The sequence below is a fragment of the Ruegeria sp. AI2 genome, from assembly GCF_056541275.1.
In genome coordinates, this window is the sequence record NZ_JBQFYB010000011.1 from 40,498 (window position 1) to 57,515 (window position 17,018).

17 protein-coding genes are annotated in these 17,018 nt (G+C 57.6%); 8 read left to right on the forward strand and 9 right to left on the reverse strand.

Annotated elements, in window-relative coordinates; all coding sequences use genetic code 11:
• Positions 1 to 15: 15 nt before the first annotated feature.
• A complete protein-coding gene (locus tag ACR0LL_RS16470; RefSeq protein WP_480588297.1) occupies positions 16 to 1,278 on the forward strand; it encodes an FAD-dependent monooxygenase in 1,263 nt (420 codons plus the stop codon).
• On the opposite strand, the gene ACR0LL_RS16475 is transcribed toward ACR0LL_RS16470, so the two are convergent.
• The 6 genes from ACR0LL_RS16475 to ACR0LL_RS16500 all read right to left on the reverse strand — a co-directional run bounded on the left by ACR0LL_RS16475 (position 1,275) and on the right by ACR0LL_RS16500 (position 6,421).
• On the reverse strand, positions 1,275 to 1,460 hold the full coding sequence (locus tag ACR0LL_RS16475) for a Trm112 family protein (RefSeq protein WP_480588299.1): 186 nt from the start codon (positions 1,458 to 1,460) through the stop codon (positions 1,275 to 1,277). The two genes, ACR0LL_RS16470 and ACR0LL_RS16475, sit on opposite strands and share 4 nt — an antisense overlap.
• Complete coding sequence (locus ACR0LL_RS16480) at positions 1,457 to 2,098, reverse strand: LON peptidase substrate-binding domain-containing protein (RefSeq protein ID WP_480506416.1); 642 nt, start codon at positions 2,096 to 2,098, stop codon at positions 1,457 to 1,459. Before ACR0LL_RS16480 ends, ACR0LL_RS16475 begins: the two co-directional genes overlap by 4 nt.
• Positions 2,099 to 2,124: 26 nt before the next feature.
• A complete protein-coding gene (trxA, locus tag ACR0LL_RS16485; RefSeq protein ID WP_480588301.1) occupies positions 2,125 to 3,039 on the reverse strand; it encodes a thioredoxin in 915 nt (304 codons plus the stop codon).
• A gap of 75 nt (positions 3,040 to 3,114) precedes the next feature.
• Positions 3,115 to 3,903 (reverse strand): exodeoxyribonuclease III, encoded by a 789-nt coding sequence (locus ACR0LL_RS16490; protein ID WP_267364327.1) that lies wholly within the window; start codon positions 3,901 to 3,903, stop codon positions 3,115 to 3,117.
• A gap of 324 nt (positions 3,904 to 4,227) precedes the next feature.
• Positions 4,228 to 5,154, reverse strand: coding sequence for a DUF2950 family protein (locus ACR0LL_RS16495; RefSeq protein ID WP_480588303.1), 927 nt, complete (start codon positions 5,152 to 5,154; stop codon positions 4,228 to 4,230).
• Positions 5,120 to 6,421 carry a DUF3300 domain-containing protein gene (locus tag ACR0LL_RS16500; protein ID WP_480588305.1) on the reverse strand — a complete coding sequence of 434 codons (1,302 nt, stop codon included), beginning with the start codon at positions 6,419 to 6,421 and terminating at the stop codon, positions 5,120 to 5,122. The genes ACR0LL_RS16495 and ACR0LL_RS16500 overlap by 35 nt, the downstream gene beginning before the upstream one ends.
• A gap of 184 nt (positions 6,422 to 6,605) precedes the next feature.
• Between ACR0LL_RS16500 and ACR0LL_RS16505 the strand changes: the two genes are divergently transcribed.
• The gene (locus tag ACR0LL_RS16505) at positions 6,606 to 7,766 is read left to right on the forward strand and encodes an IS30 family transposase (RefSeq protein ID WP_480588307.1); all 1,161 of its coding nucleotides are present in this window, start codon (positions 6,606 to 6,608) and stop codon (positions 7,764 to 7,766) included.
• Between the two features lie 171 nt (positions 7,767 to 7,937).
• Here ACR0LL_RS16505 and ACR0LL_RS16510 read toward each other — a convergent pair whose 3' ends face one another.
• Positions 7,938 to 8,624 carry a response regulator transcription factor gene (locus ACR0LL_RS16510; protein WP_171724917.1) on the reverse strand — a complete coding sequence of 229 codons (687 nt, stop codon included), beginning with the start codon at positions 8,622 to 8,624 and terminating at the stop codon, positions 7,938 to 7,940.
• Between the two features lie 162 nt (positions 8,625 to 8,786).
• Here ACR0LL_RS16510 and ribA point away from each other — a divergent pair, with 162 nt between their 5' ends.
• Positions 8,787 to 9,878 (forward strand): GTP cyclohydrolase II, encoded by a 1,092-nt coding sequence (gene ribA / locus ACR0LL_RS16515; protein WP_267364329.1) that lies wholly within the window; start codon positions 8,787 to 8,789, stop codon positions 9,876 to 9,878.
• The gene (locus ACR0LL_RS16520; protein WP_480484110.1) at positions 9,875 to 10,375 is read left to right on the forward strand and encodes a L,D-transpeptidase family protein; all 501 of its coding nucleotides are present in this window, start codon (positions 9,875 to 9,877) and stop codon (positions 10,373 to 10,375) included. Before ribA ends, ACR0LL_RS16520 begins: the two co-directional genes overlap by 4 nt.
• Here the strand turns inward: ACR0LL_RS16520 and ACR0LL_RS16525 are convergent.
• Complete coding sequence (locus ACR0LL_RS16525) at positions 10,359 to 11,018, reverse strand: YggS family pyridoxal phosphate-dependent enzyme (protein WP_480588308.1); 660 nt, start codon at positions 11,016 to 11,018, stop codon at positions 10,359 to 10,361. The two genes, ACR0LL_RS16520 and ACR0LL_RS16525, sit on opposite strands and share 17 nt — an antisense overlap.
• Before the next feature lie 99 nt (positions 11,019 to 11,117).
• Entirely contained in the window at positions 11,118 to 12,137 is a 1,020-nt protein-coding gene (locus ACR0LL_RS16530; RefSeq protein WP_480588310.1) for a porin, read from the reverse strand.
• A 281-nt stretch (positions 12,138 to 12,418) separates the two neighbouring features.
• On the opposite strand from ACR0LL_RS16530, the gene ACR0LL_RS16535 reads away from it, so the two are divergent.
• The 4 genes from ACR0LL_RS16535 (at position 12,419) to holA (ending at position 17,017) form a co-directional block, all read left to right on the forward strand.
• The gene (locus ACR0LL_RS16535; protein WP_480484184.1) at positions 12,419 to 12,904 is read left to right on the forward strand and encodes a DUF3576 domain-containing protein; all 486 of its coding nucleotides are present in this window, start codon (positions 12,419 to 12,421) and stop codon (positions 12,902 to 12,904) included.
• Positions 12,905 to 12,976: 72 nt separating this feature from the next.
• Complete coding sequence (gene leuS / locus ACR0LL_RS16540) at positions 12,977 to 15,514, forward strand: leucine--tRNA ligase (RefSeq protein WP_480588312.1); 2,538 nt, start codon at positions 12,977 to 12,979, stop codon at positions 15,512 to 15,514.
• Positions 15,501 to 15,992 carry an LPS assembly lipoprotein LptE gene (gene lptE / locus ACR0LL_RS16545; RefSeq protein WP_480588313.1) on the forward strand — a complete coding sequence of 164 codons (492 nt, stop codon included), beginning with the start codon at positions 15,501 to 15,503 and terminating at the stop codon, positions 15,990 to 15,992. The genes leuS and lptE overlap by 14 nt, the downstream gene beginning before the upstream one ends.
• Positions 15,989 to 17,017, forward strand: coding sequence for a DNA polymerase III subunit delta (holA, locus tag ACR0LL_RS16550; RefSeq protein ID WP_480588315.1), 1,029 nt, complete (start codon positions 15,989 to 15,991; stop codon positions 17,015 to 17,017). Before lptE ends, holA begins: the two co-directional genes overlap by 4 nt.
• The last annotated feature ends 1 nt before the right edge of the window (position 17,018 follow it).

Consider the following 17,018-nt stretch of genomic DNA (forward strand, 5'->3'; position numbering starts at 1 on the left):
GCGACAGGACTGCACATGGACAATCCCGAAAGGGCGCGCATATTGCAGGGCATGACACAGGCATCTGACATTCTGATCGTGGGCGGCGGGTTGAACGGCCCGGCTTTGGCATTGGCTCTGGCACAAACCGGACATTCGGTCACAGTGATTGATGCGCTGGATGAGAAGGTCCGCAAGAATGCGGCGTTCGACGGGAGAGCCTATGCCCTGGCCTTGGCATCACAGCGCTTGTTGGCTGCCATCGGCGTCTGGGACCGTGTTGCGGAACACGCACAACCGATGCTGGAAATCAAGGTCACGGACGGTCACGCAGGTACAGGCCCGTCACCGTTTTTCATGCATTTCGACCATGCCGAAATAGAAGAAGGTCCGATGGGGTATATGGTCGAAGACCGTCACCTGCGCCGCGCCTTTATGGACGCTATGGCCGAAGAGCCCCGCATCACTCAGCTGAGTGGCAAGACTGTTGTGTCGCAACAAGCCGACACCACTGGAGTAACCGTGACGCTGGACGATGGTTCGACGATGAACAGCAGACTGCTGATCGGGTGCGACGGTCGCCGCAGCGGCACTGCGGACCGCGCAGGTATCAAGCGCACCGGTTGGGATTATGGCCAGACCGCACTGGTCTGCGCCATTGAACACGAGTTGCCGCATCACGGCATTGCCCATCAGTTCTTCATGCCGCCGGGCCCCTTGGCGATTCTGCCGCTGACCGGCAATCGCAGTTCCATTGTATGGAGCGAACGCACCGAGGCCGCGCACCAGATCAACGCCCTGCCTGAGGATGAGTATCTGCAAGTGCTACGCCCGCGGTTTGGCGATTTCCTCGGTGACATCCACCTGGCTGGTGATCGTTTCACCTATCCTTTGAACCTGACCATCGCCAATTCCTTTATCGCTGATCGTCTGGCACTGGTCGGGGATGCTGCCCACGGGATGCACCCGATTGCCGGTCAGGGCCTGAACGCCGGTTTGCGTGACGTCGGCGCGTTGGCAGAGGTTCTAACCTTGGCAGGACGGCGCGGCGAAGACATCGGATCGCTTATGGTGCTGGAACGCTATCAGGAATGGCGCAGGTTCGACACCGCAGCTCTTGCGATGGCAACGGATGTCTTCAACAAGCTGTTCTCGAACGACAACCCGTTGCTGCGCATTGGGCGCGACGTTGGTATGGGAATTGTCGGCGCACTGCCGGGGTTGCGGCGCGGTTTCGTCCGCGAAGCCGCGGGTTTGACCGGGGATTTGCCCAAGCTGCTGCAAGGGCAACCAATTTAGTCCAGCTGCCGTGCCTCGTCGACCAGCATGACCGGAATGCCGTTGCGGATGGGAAAAGCCAGCCCAGCGGCCTGTGACACAAGTTCCTGCCTTTCGGCGTCATAGCGCAGGGTCGTTTGCGTCTGCGGGCAGACCAGAGCTTCGAGCATACGGCGATCAAAGGCGTGTTCAGGGTCAATCATTGCAGTTTCTCCTCATTCGATCCGCCTCGCATTGCGAATTCTATCAATGTCATCAGCGTCTCGCGCCGTGTGCGCAGGCAAGGGGCCTCTAACAGGGCCTGTTTATCTTCCGGGTCAAAGTCCAACAGCATGGACAGTGAGTTTACCAGCAATTCATCCTCGGCATCTTTCAGCGAATCCCAGTCAGTGGACAATTGCCGGGACGAAAAGAAGCGTTCCAGCAAAGCCAGGAACTTGGTGCGATTGAACCTGTCGTCGTGTTCGGCCTTGCCAAGATCCCTGTCAAAGCCGTCCCACGAGACTTCGCATCGCCGGTATGGCGTGAAAGCGTCCAGCTCTGACACCACCCGGAACCGGGACACACCGGTCAGCGTGATCAGATAACGGCCATCTTCCGTTTCGGAAAACTGGGTCACGCGCCCGACACATCCGATGCGGTGCAGTTTGTTCTCATCATGGGCCGAAGGATTTGGCTGGACCATCGCGATCAGCCGTTCCTTGGTCTTGAGGGCATCGTCCAGCATCTGCAAATAGCGGGGCTCGAAGATGTGAAGCGGCAAGCGCGAGCGGGGCAACAACAGCGCCCCGGGCAAGGGGAAAACGGATACGGTGTCCGGCAAGTCGGCGGGATGCATCATGTCCCAATTCTAGCTCTGATCAGAAATTAGGCAAATATCATCGAGCTGAGTTTGCGGCGACCGTTCAGAACGATCGGGTCATTGGGCTTGAGCGCGTCAAAGATCGTGAAAAGCTGGGTCTTGGCGGCGCCGTCATCCCACTCACGATCCCGACGGAACAATTCCAGCAATTGCGCCACGGCTTCTTCCACTTCGCCGTTCGCGTGCAAGGCCTGCGCCAGATCAAACCGGGCCTGAAGATTTTCGGGGTCTGCTTCAACGGCCGCTGTCAGATCCGCCACCGGACCTGCATCAGCCGCCTGCTTGGCCAGCTGCAATTGCGCATGCGCAGCCTCGACCTCGGCCGAGTTGGATATTTCGGCGGGTGCACCGTTCAGGATGGCCTCGGCATGTTCCAGATCGCCAGTGGCGATATGTGCCCGCACCAGCCCGCCATATGCTGCCGCGTGGTTCGGGTCTTCGCCAAGAATGGCGGCAAAAGTCTGCGCAGCATCTGCCGCTGCGCCGTCGCTCAGCATTTCTTCGGCGGCTATTACGGCATCTTCCAATTGGCCACCCGGGCTTTCCCCACCTGACGCCTCGATCACGCGGTCCACGAAAGCCTTGATCTCGGACCCCGGCAGCGCGCCCTGAAAACCGTCCACGGGTTGCCCTTTGAAAAACGCGTAGACCGTTGGAATTGACTGGATGCGCATCTGCGAGGCGATCATCTGTGCCTCGTCCACGTTGATCTTGACCATCTTCACCGCGCCTTTGGCGGCGGTAACCGCGTCTTCCAGCATCGGGCCCAGCGTCTTGCACGGGCCGCACCAGGGTGCCCAGAAGTCAACGATAACAGGCGTTTCCTGCGAGGCTTCGATCACATCGACCATGAAAGTGGCCTCGGTCCCGTCCTTGATCAGATCGGTGGCTGGGGCGGCTGCGCCGTTCAGGATGTCCATGGCAATCACTCTTTCGTTCGAACTTGCGCTCTATATGCAATCGCTTGTCGCAGAAACCAAGGGCAGAGTTTCAGTTCAAATGTCGAAAGTCGCAAAGACCGGCGCATGATCGCTGGGCTTTTCCCACCCACGCGCGTCGCGCAAAATGCGACTGGAATGGCCCGCGTTTGAAATATCGGGCGTGGCCCAGACATGATCCAGCCGCCGCCCCTTGTCTGCCGCATCCCAGTCGCGGGCCCGGTAGGACCACCAGCTGAAAAGCTGCCCTTCGGGAATATCCTGCCGGGTGATATCGACCCAACCACCTGCGTCCTGGGTCTCGGCCAGATGTTCCACTTCAATCGGAGTGTGCGAGACGACCTTGAGCAATTGTTTGTGCGACCAGACGTCATCCTCACGAGGGGCAATGTTCAGATCGCCGACGAGGATGGATTTTTCCGGCTTTTCCGCGTGGAACCAATCGCGCATGTCCGTCAGATAGTCGAGCTTTTGGCCAAATTTCTCATTCACTTCACGATCCGGCACATCACCGCCAGCGGGGACATAGAAGTTGTGGATCGTCACACCATTCTCCAACCGACCGGCTATGTGGCGCGCGTGACCGAGATCAGCGAAATCCTTGTCGCCCACCTCTTCAATTGGCAGGCGGGACAGGATGGCGACGCCATTATATCCTTTCTGACCACGGGCAATCATGTGGGTATAGCCCAGCGCCGCGAACCCTTCGGTCGGAATCTTTTCAACCGGAGACTTGCATTCCTGCAAACACAGAACATCCGGCGCTTCTTCTTCCAACAGTTTCAGCACGATTGGTTCGCGCAGTCGGACCGAGTTGATGTTCCAGGTGGCAAGTGTGAAGGGCATGGTCAGGGAATCCTCTGTCGCGGTTGGGCGGAGGTTAGCGTGGTGTAGTTTGGGGCACCACGAGAAAAGGACGCCGAACAGACGCGGAATGTTTATTGTCAGCTTTGCGGACTTTTCAGTCATTCAGTCGAAACGTGTGAAGGCAGAAGAATGGATCAAGTCGTAAGATGGGCAATTTGCTCGCAGTCACAATGGGTGTTGCAAGAGCGATCCTGGCTGAACCTATTCGGGTACACGTAACCATCGAACTGAAGCTTGTCACACGAACCGCAAATAGTGGCCTCAGCAAAGCGCAGAGCTTAAGCGACACTTTCAATCCAAATATTACTCGACCTGTGACCAATTCGTGTCTGGATCATAAGCAGAAATTTCAGATGCAATACTGAGTGTCTCCGGGCCAAAATCTGCCTCGTAGACTATGCCGTTTTCGCCTACCAGAAAGGAATGAATACCAGTTTCTCCGTAGTCTGCCGGTATTGCCAGCAAGGCATGTCCTGCAACAAAGTGATCCCCGACGAAATAGGGGTAGGCACCCCCTGGAGCGTTAGGGCCCTGCTCTTGCAGGATTGTGTAATAATAGCCAAGAAACGGTTCGGCTTCATAGTCAACCTGACCGTCACTCCACCCCGAAGCTGCGGCGCGGGCAAGCGCTGCACCGACAAAGCTGTCTTTTCCAGGCCAGAAGAGACCGTTCTGCTCTTCCGGATCGGAAATGATCGTCTGAGCGAATTCCATAACGCCATTCCCGTTATGGTCCACAAGCCGGAAAGCTGCCTGCAGGTCAACATAGGCCTCAAGCAATTCGATCACTTCCAACTCATTCAAGCCTATTTCACGAGCTGAAAGTTCCTCGATCCCAGCCTCCAGGTCAAAGCGCCAACCGTCATCTGTACGCAGAATTGGGATAGGAAAAGGCCAACCGTCTTCACCTAGAAGAAGTACAACGCCATCGTCCTCAGGCCGGAAACGATACCCCTCGGCATACATGCCAAGCACTTCCTGCCTTCTTTCTTGATCTTCCGTCGGATCACCCGTTCCAACCAGATCCTCGGCTTCAGGCCCGAAAATTTCGATCAGCTTGCTCTGATCATTAGCCTTCAACGCATCAACAAAAGCATCCAGTGCGGTTTGCGGCGTATCAAATCTGGCTCCTTCAGAGAGGGCCGGGCTTGTGGTCGCGGCAAGCAACAAAATTGAAAATAATGATCTACGCATCTTACCGTCTCCGCTTGCCTTTAGCGGCGTGTCCACGCTTGGACGCGCTTTGAGTTCTGCCGCCGGACGCCGTTTTCTTCATCGCTTGCCCTTTGGATGCCGCGGGCTTGCGCTGCGTCGATGCGGCTTTCTTCGCCTGCGGCTTCTTGGCGGTCTGCGGTCTTTGTGCGACTGGCTTTTTCGCTGAATCTGGACGTTTGGTGCGATCAATGGCTTGTTGCTTTGCGGCAGCCTTGTCCCGATTAGCGTTGTTCCGGTTCGCCAAGGCACCGCCTGCTACAGCCCCTGCACCCGCACCGACTGCGGCTGCAGCCGCCCCGCGGTCCCGGCTAATATCTGCAGCACCGGATTCTCGGCTCAACTTTGCACGCAGCTCATCCGTGCGACCGTCAGGACGGTTAACCGGCAAGTCGCTACGGCCACCTTCGGGTCTTTTGTGGTCCGCTATTTTGTTTCGGGCCTCCTGTTGCCGGTCAGGATCGGGGTTCCATCCGATATCCGTTCGGTCACCTAAATCTATATCATTGCCGATATTGACGTTGCCATCCACGTCTATGTCGATGTCTGGATTTCTATAAATCGGACCGCCGCCCCAGCCACCGCAATTTCGGCACCCCCAGTAGTCGTTCCAATCATCGTCGTCGTCAAAAATTTCGTCGATCAGGGCAACAGCGCCAAAAGTCAGTAGTGCGGCGCCCACAACATCCCCGGTTGACGGGCCAGTATAAATCGTCTCGGGATTGTATTGTGGAACGTATACCGTCTCGGGTTCTGTCGGTGTAATTACTACGTTGTCGTCGTCAGACACTTCGACAGTTTGCTCGGGCCCTGAAACAAGAGCGCCGCTGTTAATTGCCTGATCCCGCATGACCTGCACCGCATCCATCACATCGTCGGACTGGGCCAACATGGCAGTGCCAACTGTCTCGGTCCAGTCGATATGGGTGGCCATCTGACCAACAACTTGGGGGAACGCCGTTGCCAACACACTGACAGAAGGATCCCATCCCATTGCATCGATTTCCGGTTCCAGTTCAACAGGGTCGCGGTCGGCGTTATCGAGCAAATACCGTTCAGCCTTAACAATTTCCAATGGCTGGGTTGCCGCGACAAATATCTGTATGAGTAACGTGTCGGGATAAAGAGCAACCGGGGCGACCAATGTCTGCAACTCAGCGTCAGTTAGCAGACTGGACGAGGTCGCCGAGGTGTCATCTTTTGCCGCTACATCTTCAGACGACTCTTGCGTTAACGCTGAAGTAGATACGCAAATACCGAATGCAATTAATAGAAACCTAAACATATTGCGATCCTTCGATTTCTTGAAGGATCACCTAAGACTGCGATTCTGGCAACCGATCAGTCAATAAAACGGTTGTGGGATAATAATCGACACCCAATCAAGATTGAGCGAGTGTCCGCTTTGGGCGGCGGGTTCAATGGGTCGACGCAACACTTCACTTTGAGAGCAAAGATGGAGTGTTGGGATGGGATACCGTCGTCGGATTTATTTCACGGAGCAGCAGAAGGCTGAGATTTGGGATCGCTGGCAGCGTGGAGAGTCGATGCGCTCGATCGGACGGCTGTTCGATCGCGGCTCATCGTCGATCTATCCACTGCTTGCGAGAACGGGCGGTATTCGTCCGCCGGAGCGGCGAAGGTCACGACTGGCGAAGACCCTTGCGGAGCGGGAGGAGGTGTCGCGCAGTCTGAGCGCCGGGCTATCCCTGCGGTGCATTGCGAGGCAGCTTCACCGGGCGCCGTCTACAATCAGCCGAGAGGTACGGCGCAACGGCGGCCGGCATATCTACCGAGCCGCCAGTGCTGACCAAGCGGCCTGGGATCGGGCGCGTCGCTCAAGGCCTTGCAAGCTGGCGAACAGGCCGTGGCTCTGTCAGACAATAGCAAAGAAGCTTGTGTGCAAGTGGTCCCCCCAGCAGATCGCGGGGTGGCTGAAGCGCGAGCATCCCGATGATGAGGACGCGCGGGTGTCGCACGAAACGATCTATCGAAGCCTGTTTATCCAGGCGCGGGGCGTTCTGAAGAAAGAGCTTCTGACGCACCTCCGGGCGACCCGCGCCATCCGCCGCTCTCGGCACGCCAGCCTGAAGCGGGACGGCCTCGGTCAAATCAAGGATGCGATTTCCATCCGGGAACGCCCTGCCGCCATCGAGGACCGCGCTATCCCCGGCCACTGGGAAGGCGATCTCATCGCGGGCTCGAAGAACAGCTTCATTGCCACGCTGGTCGAGCGCCGGACCCGCTACGTCATGCTCGCCAAGGTGAGTGGCAAAGAAACACAGACCGTCGTGTCGGCCCTCGCCAAACAGGTCCAGCATCTGCCGAGAGAGCTTCGGCTCTCGCTGACCTGGGACCGTGGCAAAGAGCTGGCCGATCACAAGAGCCTATCGTTGGCCACCGAGCTCGACATCTACTTTTGCGATCCGCACAGCCCGTGGCAACGCGGCACCAACGAGAACACCAACCGTCTTCTTCGACAGTACTTCCCGAAAGGCACCGACCTTTCCGTGCACACCCAAGAGCATCTTGATGCCGTCGCCCGTGAACTCAACGAGCGGCCCAGAAAGACCTTGAATTACTTCTCACCCGCAGAGAAGTTCGAAGAATGTGTTGCGTCGATCGGTTGAATCGGCAGCTCAAAGCGGACTTCAACTCGCCACCCCTGACAAAAAAAGCCGGGCCATTCGGCCCGGCAGTCCAACAGGGAGGTGCATGTCATAACCCGGACATGCGCGGGTTGGGAGTAACCTAATTATGAGTACAGGGTATCACTTTGATCCAAGTCAATCCACACCCAGTTAAGACACTAGCCTATATCCACCGGATTCTGTGACCAAAAGGCGCGCATTTGACGGATCGGGCTCAATCTTCTGACGCAGGCGGTAGATGTGGGTTTCCAGCGTATGCGTTGTAACACCAGCATTATATCCCCAAACTTCGTGAAGCAGCACATCCCGCGCCACCACGCCGTCGGTCGAGCGGTACAGGAATTTGAGGATGTTGGTTTCCTTCTCGGTCAGGCGGATTTTTCTGTCCTCTTCCGTGATCAGCATCTTCATCGCCGGTTTGAACGTATAGGGGCCAAGTACAAATACAGCGTCCTCGGATTGTTCGTGCTGGCGAAGCTGCGCACGGATACGTGCCAGAAGCACCGGGAACTTGAATGGTTTCGAAACATAGTCATTCGCGCCGGCATCCAGGCCCAGGATCGTATCGGCATCGCTGTCATGACCGGTCAGCATCAGGATCGGGCTTTTGACACCCTGTTTGCGCATGAGGCGGCACAGTTCGCGCCCGTCGGTATCCGGCAGACCCACATCAAGAATGACCAGGTCATAGATCGCTTCGCGCGCGCGCTCCATGGCAGAGTGACCGTCTGACGCCTCGAACACGTCAAAGTCTTCGGTCATGACAAGTTGCTCGCTGAGCGCCTCGCGCAGGTCCTCGTCATCGTCCACCAGCAGGATTTTCTTGAGTTGAGCCATTTCCCGGTCCTCCAAACGCTTTTCCATCACTTGCGCGTGGAATATGCAATCAACAAGATTTGCTGCAACCGTTTCACGCCTTCGTGTCAGAGTTCGCGGAAATGTTTCACATTTCCTTTCGAAAGGGCTAGGAGAAAGATTGAGCGTTATAGGGTAACATTGATGAGTCTCATCCCCGATATCACGGAACTTCTCGCCCGGGCTCGGGCTGATCTGCGCATGGGCGTTCCCGTTGCGCTGACCGATGACAGTGGCTTCAGCGTGCTTGCGGTTTCTGCAGAAACGCTCAGCCCACAGCGTCTGGCCGACCTGAAAAAACTAGGGAATCCGGTGGTGGCCATAACTGGGCGACGTGCTGAAACCCTGAAAGCGCGGGCGTACGACGGGGATCTGGCGCGGGTTTCGATCCCGGCGGATGCAGATATCGCATGGGTACAGGCGGTTGCTGATCCTTCCGACGATCTGAACGCGCCCATGAAGGGCCCGTTGATGACCGAGCGGCACGGCAATGCCAATCTGCACCGTATCGCAATTGCATTGGCCAAATCCGCGCGCATCCTTCCCGCTGTGGTCGTGGTACCTGTCGAGGACGGCAGGGCATTTGCCGCTTCGCACGGTTTGACCTGCATTGATCACACGCGCGCCACGCCTCATCTTGCGGATCGCAGTACTTTGCACGAAGTCGTCGCGGCCCGCCTTCCGATGGAGGTGTCCGAAGCCGGTCGGTTACACGTATTCCGCCCTGAAGACGGTGGTGAAGAGCACTACGCCGTCGAGATCGGGCGCCCGGACCGCGACAAGCCTGTGCTAGCCCGATTGCATTCTGCCTGTTTCACCGGCGATCTGATGGGAAGCCTGAAATGTGACTGCGGCCCGCAACTCCGCGGTGCCTTGGAACAGATGGGGGCGGAAGGCGCAGGCGTTCTTCTGTACCTGAATCAGGAAGGGCGCGGTATCGGTCTGGCGAACAAGATGCGCGCTTATTTCCTTCAGGATCAGGGTTTTGACACCGTTGAGGCGAACCACAGGCTGGGTTTTGAGGATGATGAGCGTGATTTTCGGCTTGGGTCGGACATATTGAAGTCGCTGGGTTTCAACTCTGTCCGCTTGCTGACCAACAACCCGGCCAAAATCGCCATGATGGAACGGACAGGTATCGCAGTAACCGAGCGTGTCCCTCTGAAGGTTGGCGAAACCTCTCACAACCGGGGATACCTGGCGACCAAGGCCAAGAAGTCAGGGCATCTGCTTTGACCCCAAACGATCTTGTTCTAACCCCACGAGGCATCCGGTTTCTTGGCAGGGTGTTTCCCTGTTCCGTGGGCAAAGGCGGGTTGAGCAACGCAAAACGCGAAGGCGATGGCGCGACCCCCACCGGATATCATCGAATCGTCGGCATGCTATACCGGGCCGACCGAATGGCCGCCCCCAGCAAATGGGCCCGTGCCATTGGCCCACGAGACTTGTGGTCTGACGACGTGTCTGAAAGCAGATACAACCACATGGTCAGCGCACCCTATGCATTCAGCCATGAAAAGCTGCGCCGCGCCGACCCGTTATATGACCTGATTCTGTTAACCGACTGGAACTGGCCAAACGCCGTTCCGGGCAGAGGGTCAGCGATTTTTCTGCACCAATGGCGCAGACCCGGTTATCCTACAGAAGGCTGCGTTGCCTTTCGCCGGGACCATCTGCACTGGATATCACAGCGCATTGCACCCGGATCATGGCTGATCATTCCTGAGGTTTAACCCGTTCGCCAAAGATGGCCGAGCCAACACGGACGTGGGTTGCGCCCAAAGCGATGGCCTGTTCGAAATCGTGACTCATCCCCATAGACAATCCATCAAGCCCGTTACGTGCAGCGATTTTGGCCAATAGCGCAAAGTGCAAAGCAGGCTCTTCATCGACCGGAGGAATGCACATCAATCCACGCACGGGCAGATCCAACGACCTGCACTCGGCAATGAAACTGTCCGCGTCCGCAGGAAGGATACCGGCCTTTTGGTCTTCCTCACCGGTGTTGACCTGAATGAACAGGTTCGGGCAGTTTCCCATTTCCTGTGCCAAACGCGCCAGTGTGTTGGCCAGTTTGGGTCGATCTACCGAATGGATCGCATTGCACAGTTCCATTGCGTGACGAGCCTTGTTGGTCTGCAACGGGCCAATGAGGTGCAGATCAATACCCTCGAACTGTTCTTTGAAAGCGGGCCACTTGCTTGCCGCCTCCTGCACGCGATTCTCGCCAAAACATCTGTGCCCTTGCTCTAGAACTGCCTGCACCCTGTCATTCGGCTGCACTTTGGACACGGCAATCAGTTTGACGGAACCCGCCGGTCGGTTCGACTTTGTTTCGGCTTTGGCGATACGTGCGGTGACGTCTTGCAACGACATGGGACCCTCATCCTGTTTTGCGCAGAAAAACACCAAGTCGACACAAAAGAAAAGGGCGAGTCCGAAGACCCGCCCTTAAACCTTGCGGTTCAGATCAGCTTAGAAGTTGAACTGAGCACCGAAGTCAGCAACGAAGGTCGAGTCTGTGCAGCTGTCACAGTCGTTGACACCGATACCACCGCGCAGCGATGCACCGCCGCCCAGGTCGTAGATCGCGCCAAGAGCAACCTGCTGAGTATCAGCAGACGCGTTACCGTCGCCGTAAGCGAAGATCAGGGTTGTTGCGGCGCCAACGTTGTAGGTTGCCGACAGACCCCATGCGGTGCCGTCAGTTGCTGCAACCTGAGTTGCGTCGTCTGCAACAAACAGAGTACCGCCGAAGTCACCCCATTCACCACCCAGGGTCAGAACGGTCAGGCTCGGATCGCTTACACCAGCAACACCAGCGTCGGTCTGGCCGTAGGCCAAAGCAGCTGTGATGTTGTTGAAGGTGTAGGTTGCGCTGATGTCCCAACGGTCAGCGTCAACAGGTGCACCGTTCACAGCTGCAGTCGCTTGGTCGTACGATGCGCCAAACGAGAAGTCACCAACCGAGTACTGGAAGAACACGGCGTTCGAACCCGAACCGGTCGACGAGTAACCCAGGAAGCTGTAGTTAACGCCCGAGTACTGACCTGCGAACAGTTCCAGACCTACTTCGTTGCCGTAGTAGTTTGCCAGGTTGTCGAAGGCACCTGCAACGTTACCGGCGTCAACACGCAGGCCACCGTAGATGACCGAGAAGCGTGCGCCGTTCAGACCGGCAGAGTTTGCTTCGCCGTTGCCGCTGTTTTCGTCAGCTTGCAGACGAACGCGGCCTTCGAAACGAACGCCACCGTCGGTTTCTGCAATGCCGTCGATGTTCAGACGGAAGCGCGAAACCAGGATCGCGTCGTCAGTTTGAACAACAGCAGTACCAACGCCTGTCGCGGTACCGGTTGTCTGGATGTTTACAACGGTACCGCTACGATCTTCAACGTAACCAATACCAAAGCGGCCATAACCGCTGAAGTTAACTTCAGCTGCTGCAACGCCTGCGGTCGCAATCAGCGCCGTCGATGCGAAGAGAACTTTTTTCATCTTGTTTCCCTCGGTTTCAAAAGAGTTATCTACTCGACATATGCCTCGGCACATGTCTCAGCACGGACACCGTTTCGCTCTTTTTGCCCCCTTTGCGCAAGCTTGGCATAAAGACGTCGGCGTCATTGAGGTCAAATTGGTGCAAGGATGCCACAGTCAGTTTTCGCCCCGATGCAGCTGATACACTTACATTTCAGAAGAATGGGCTTGTTGCAGCGGGGGTCCTTGGCTAGGAGTATCCCCTGAATACTGTAGAACAAGTGAAACAGGACCTGTTTGCAATGCGCCTGCCGACGATTTTGGGAATGATCCTGCTGACCGCTGCTCTTTCGGCATGTGGGCAGAATCGAAACGCTTCGACAACATACTCCCCCAACATCGCTGGCGGCAATTCGGACGAACAAGAGCTGAATGACCCCGATCGGGCAACTATCTGGGATATCTTTGACCGCAGCACCGCCGAACAGACCACAAACGTAAACCGGTATCTGTGGGCGGCTTCACTGGATGTACTGAGCTTCCTGCCTGTGCAGGAGGTTGATCCGTTTACTGGCGTAATCGTAACGGGTTACGGCACACCTCCGGGCGGCGGCCGATCCTACCGGGCTACTGTTCATATCAGCGATCCGGCGCTTGCCGCGCGCTCTTTGTCGGTTGCGCTGCAATCGAGCGGAGGGGCCCCGGTAAGCGCTGCAACATCCCGCGCAGTCGAGGATGCGATTCTGTCCCGCGCCCGACAGCTACGCATAGCGGACAACAAGTTCTAGCAACCCGCCGAAAATCACAATATTACCACGCCGGGTTCCTACCCGGCGTTTTCATTCACGAAGGACCGCAAAATGTCGCGCTACTCGGCCACCGAAATCGAAGCAAAATGGCAAGAGGCCTGGGACAAGGCCGGGATCTTCACCGCCAACCACAAGGCGGACAAGCCGAAATACTATGTGCTTGAGATGTTTCCGTACCCGTCTGGCCGAATCCATATGGGGCATGTGCGCAACTATACGATGGGTGACGTCATCGCGCGGCACAAGCTGGCGACGGGCCACAACGTGCTGCACCCGATGGGCTGGGACGCATTCGGGATGCCTGCGGAAAATGCCGCGATGGCTATCGGGGGTCATCCGAAGGACTGGACCTACAGCAACATCGCCGACATGCGCGATCAGATGAAACCACTTGGCCTGTCCATCGACTGGTCTCGAGAGTTCGCGACCTGCGACCCCGAGTATTACGGCCAACAACAGGCGCTGTTCCTCGATATGCTTGATGCCGGGCTGGTCTATCGCAAAAACGCTGTGGTGAACTGGGACCCGGTCGATATGACCGTTCTGGCCAACGAGCAGGTTGAAAATGGTCGTGGCTGGCGTTCGGGCGCACTGGTAGAGCGGCGCGAACTGACCCAGTGGTTCTTCAAGATCTCGGACTATTCCGAAGAATTGCTGGACGCGCTGGAGACTTTGGACAACTGGCCCGCCAAGGTGCGCCTGATGCAGGAGAACTGGATCGGCAAGTCGCGCGGTCTGCAATTCGGCTTTGAACGCACTGATGGCGGAGAGCCGATCACCGTTTATACAACCCGCCCCGACACGCTTCTGGGCGCATCTTTCGTTGGCATCTCGCCCGATCACCCGATCGCAAAACAGCTTGAGGCCGAAAACCCCGAAGTGGCTGAATTTGTGGCCGAATGTCGCAAAGGTGGCACCACGGAAGAGGCCATCGAAACTGGCGAAAAGCTGGGTTTTGACACAGGCATCAAGGTCAAGCACCCGCTGGACCCGAGCTGGGAACTGCCGGTCTGGATCGCCAATTTCATCCTGATGGATTACGGCACTGGCGCAATCTTTGCCTGCCCTGCGCATGACCAGCGCGACCTCGACTTCTGCCGCAAGTACGGCCTGCCTGTGGTCGACACATTCTTTGCGCTGCATGACGACACGCCGGTCGACAAAATTGCATTCGTCCCGCCGAAAACCGAGAAAGTTCGCTGGGTGAACCATTTTGCAGGTTTGACCGAGGCGACAGGTGACGAGGCGATCAACGCCACCGTCGATTTTGCTGAAAAAGCGGGTTGGGGCGAGGGTGTCACCAAATACCGTCTGCGCGACTGGGGCCTCAGCCGTCAGCGCTATTGGGGGTGTCCGATTCCCGTCGTGCATTGCGAAAGCTGCGGTGTGGTGCCCGAGAAGAAAGAAAACCTGCCGGTCCGCCTGCCCGACGATGTGACATTCGACAAACCCGGCAACCCGCTGGATCGACACCCGACCTGGCGCGATTGCGCCTGCCCGTCTTGTGGCGCACCGGCCAAGCGCGAGACCGACACGATGGATACCTTCGTCGATTCGTCGTGGTATTTCGCGCGCTTTACCGCTCCGCGTGCGGAAACACCCACCGATCTGGCCGAGGCCGAATACTGGATGAATGTCGACCAATATATCGGCGGCATTGAACACGCGATTCTGCACCTGCTGTATTCACGCTTCTTCGCGCGGGCGATGAACCTCACCGGTCACTTGCCCCAAAAGGCCATCGAGCCGTTCGACGCGCTGTTCACACAAGGCATGGTGACGCATGAGATCTACCAGACGCGCGACGCCAACGGCCGCCCGGTCTATCACCTGCCCGAGGATGTGACCGACGGCAAACTGGCCGATGGTACTGAGGTCGAAATCATCCCTTCGGCCAAGATGTCGAAATCCAAGAAAAACGTGGTCGATCCAGTCAGCATCATTTCAGCCTTTGGGGCCGACACGGCCCGCTGGTTCGTGCTGTCCGATTCGCCACCCGAGCGAGACGTGGAATGGACGGCGGCAGGGGCCGAAGCCGCCTATAAGCATCTGAATCGCGTTTGGAACCTATGCGACAGGATCGGCGCTATGGACGCCGATGTAGCGGGCGAAGGCGATGAGGACTTGTTGCGCGAGATGCACAAAACCATCCGCGACGTGACATTGGGTGTCGAAAGCTTTGGTTTCAACGCCGCCATCGCCAAGCTTTATGCTTTCACCAATACACTGGCAAAATCCAAGGCCGGTGCGGCGGCTCAGAAACAAGCGATCAAAACTCTGGCCCAGTTGATGTCACCGATGACACCACATCTGGCGGAAGATATCTGGGCGCATCAGGGCGGTGAGGGCCTAGTGGCTGTCGCCCCGTGGCCCGTCGCGGATGAGGCGATGCTGGTTGATGACACCGTCACCCTGCCCATCCAGATCAACGGCAAGCGTCGCGCGGAAATCAGCGTTCCGAAAGATATGGACAAAGCCGAGGTTGAAAATATCGCGCTCAGCACCGAAGCTGTCCAAAAGGCGCTGGATGGCAACGCGCCGAAGAAAGTTATCGTTGTTCCGGGCCGGATCGTGAATGTCGTTGTTTGATCGCAGAACATTGCTTGTGATGCCGCTGGTACTGGCTGCCTGCGGCTTTCAACCGGTTTATGCTCCGGGCGGGTCGGGTTCTGCCTTGTTCGGCCGGGTGGCGGTGTCTGCGCCAAATACCGTCGAAAGCTATCTTCTGGTTCAGAACCTTGAACAGCAACTGGGCCGCAGCGCGGGCTCTGTCAGCGATTACACTCTGGATGTTCAGGTCTCGACCGAAATCCGCGGCGCGGCCATAACCACGACGAACGAGACAACGCGGTACACGATTGATGGACGGGCGCAATACGCGTTGAAATCCAACGAAACCGGGCAAGTCGCGGCGTCCGGCACCGTAACCGATTTTGTGGGCTATTCTGCTTCGGGTTCCACCGTGTCGACGCTGGCTGACGAACGCGATGCGAAAGAACGCCTGATGGTAATCCTGTCCGGGCATATCGTGAACCGCCTGTATTCTACGCCGGGCTTGTCCAAATGAAGTTGAGCCCGCGCGAGGCTGACGGGTATTTCGCCAAGCCGGATGCGGACAAGACCGGGCTGCTGATCTATGGTGCGGATGCCATGCGGGTGGCGCTTAAGCGGCAACAGGTTCTGGCCGCACTGCTTGGTCCCGGTGCGGAAGAGGAAATGCGCCTGACCCGCCTGCCGGGCGGTGATTTGCGCGGCGATCCGGCGTCTCTGCTGGACGCTGTCAAGGCAGTTGGGTTTTTCCCTGGCCCGCGCGCGGTGTTTGTGGAAGACGCCACTGAAACAGCCGCGCCTGCGATTCTGGCCGCGCTTGAAGATTGGGTCCCCGGCGACGCTCAGATCATCGTGACGGCTGGTCAGCTGAAACCAAACTCGAAAATCCGCAAAGCGTTCGAGGGGCATCCTGCGGCCTATGCGATAGGCATTTATGACGACCCGCCATCGCGCGCAGAGGTCGAGCGGGTTCTGACCGAAGCGCATCTGAAAAGCATTCCCCGCGATGTCGTGTCTGCCATCAGCGAACTGGCCAACAGTCTCAGCCCCGGTGACTTCACCCAAACCGTTGAGAAACTGTCGCTTTACAAGCGTGGTGACAACTCTGAGCTGACCATGGAAGACATCGAAGCCTGCGCCCCGCGTTCGACCGAGGCGGCGCTTGACGACGTGCTGAACGTGGTGGCCGAAGGCCGCACCGGTGAGATCGGGCCGCTGATCCGGCGGTTGCAGGCGCAAGGCACCAACGGGGTAACCCTGTGCATTGGGGCAACCCGGCATTTCCGCACACTTTATGCTTGCGCCTCGGATCCGGGTGGTGCTGCGCAGGGTATCGGTAAGTTGCGTCCGCCAGTTTACGGGAAACGCCGTGACCGTATTCTGCGTCAGGCACAGGGCTGGGGGGCGCCCAAGCTGCAAACTGCTCTGACCGTTCTGACGGATATCGACCTCTCCCTGCGATCCGCCGGACAGACAGCCCCTTCAATGGCACTGGTCGAGCGCGCAATGATTCGTCTGGCGATGCTTGCGCGGTCGCGCTGAG

Excerpts from the sequence above, each read along its gene's own strand:
- ACR0LL_RS16505 (WP_480588307.1), top strand. The coding sequence starts at position 6,606 with ATGGGATACCGTCGTCGGATTTATTTCACGGAGCAGCAGAAGGCTGAG.
- ACR0LL_RS16525 (WP_480588308.1), bottom strand. The coding sequence starts at position 11,018 with ATGTCGTTGCAAGACGTCACCGCACGTATCGCCAAAGCCGAAACAAAG.
- ACR0LL_RS16480 (WP_480506416.1), bottom strand. The coding sequence starts at position 2,098 with ATGATGCATCCCGCCGACTTGCCGGACACCGTATCCGTTTTCCCCTTG.
- ACR0LL_RS16510 (WP_171724917.1), bottom strand. The coding sequence starts at position 8,624 with ATGGCTCAACTCAAGAAAATCCTGCTGGTGGACGATGACGAGGACCTG.
- lptE (WP_480588313.1), top strand. The coding sequence starts at position 15,501 with ATGTCGTTGTTTGATCGCAGAACATTGCTTGTGATGCCGCTGGTACTG.
- ACR0LL_RS16475 (WP_480588299.1), bottom strand. The coding sequence starts at position 1,460 with ATGATTGACCCTGAACACGCCTTTGATCGCCGTATGCTCGAAGCTCTG.
- trxA (WP_480588301.1), bottom strand. The coding sequence starts at position 3,039 with ATGGACATCCTGAACGGCGCAGCCGCCCCAGCCACCGATCTGATCAAG.
- ribA (WP_267364329.1), top strand. The coding sequence starts at position 8,787 with ATGAGTCTCATCCCCGATATCACGGAACTTCTCGCCCGGGCTCGGGCT.
- holA (WP_480588315.1), top strand. The coding sequence starts at position 15,989 with ATGAAGTTGAGCCCGCGCGAGGCTGACGGGTATTTCGCCAAGCCGGAT.
- ACR0LL_RS16535 (WP_480484184.1), top strand. The coding sequence starts at position 12,419 with ATGCGCCTGCCGACGATTTTGGGAATGATCCTGCTGACCGCTGCTCTT.
- ACR0LL_RS16530 (WP_480588310.1), bottom strand. The coding sequence starts at position 12,137 with ATGAAAAAAGTTCTCTTCGCATCGACGGCGCTGATTGCGACCGCAGGC.
- leuS (WP_480588312.1), top strand. The coding sequence starts at position 12,977 with ATGTCGCGCTACTCGGCCACCGAAATCGAAGCAAAATGGCAAGAGGCC.
- ACR0LL_RS16490 (WP_267364327.1), bottom strand. The coding sequence starts at position 3,903 with ATGCCCTTCACACTTGCCACCTGGAACATCAACTCGGTCCGACTGCGC.
- ACR0LL_RS16470 (WP_480588297.1), top strand. The coding sequence starts at position 16 with ATGGACAATCCCGAAAGGGCGCGCATATTGCAGGGCATGACACAGGCA.
- ACR0LL_RS16500 (WP_480588305.1), bottom strand. The coding sequence starts at position 6,421 with ATGTTTAGGTTTCTATTAATTGCATTCGGTATTTGCGTATCTACTTCA.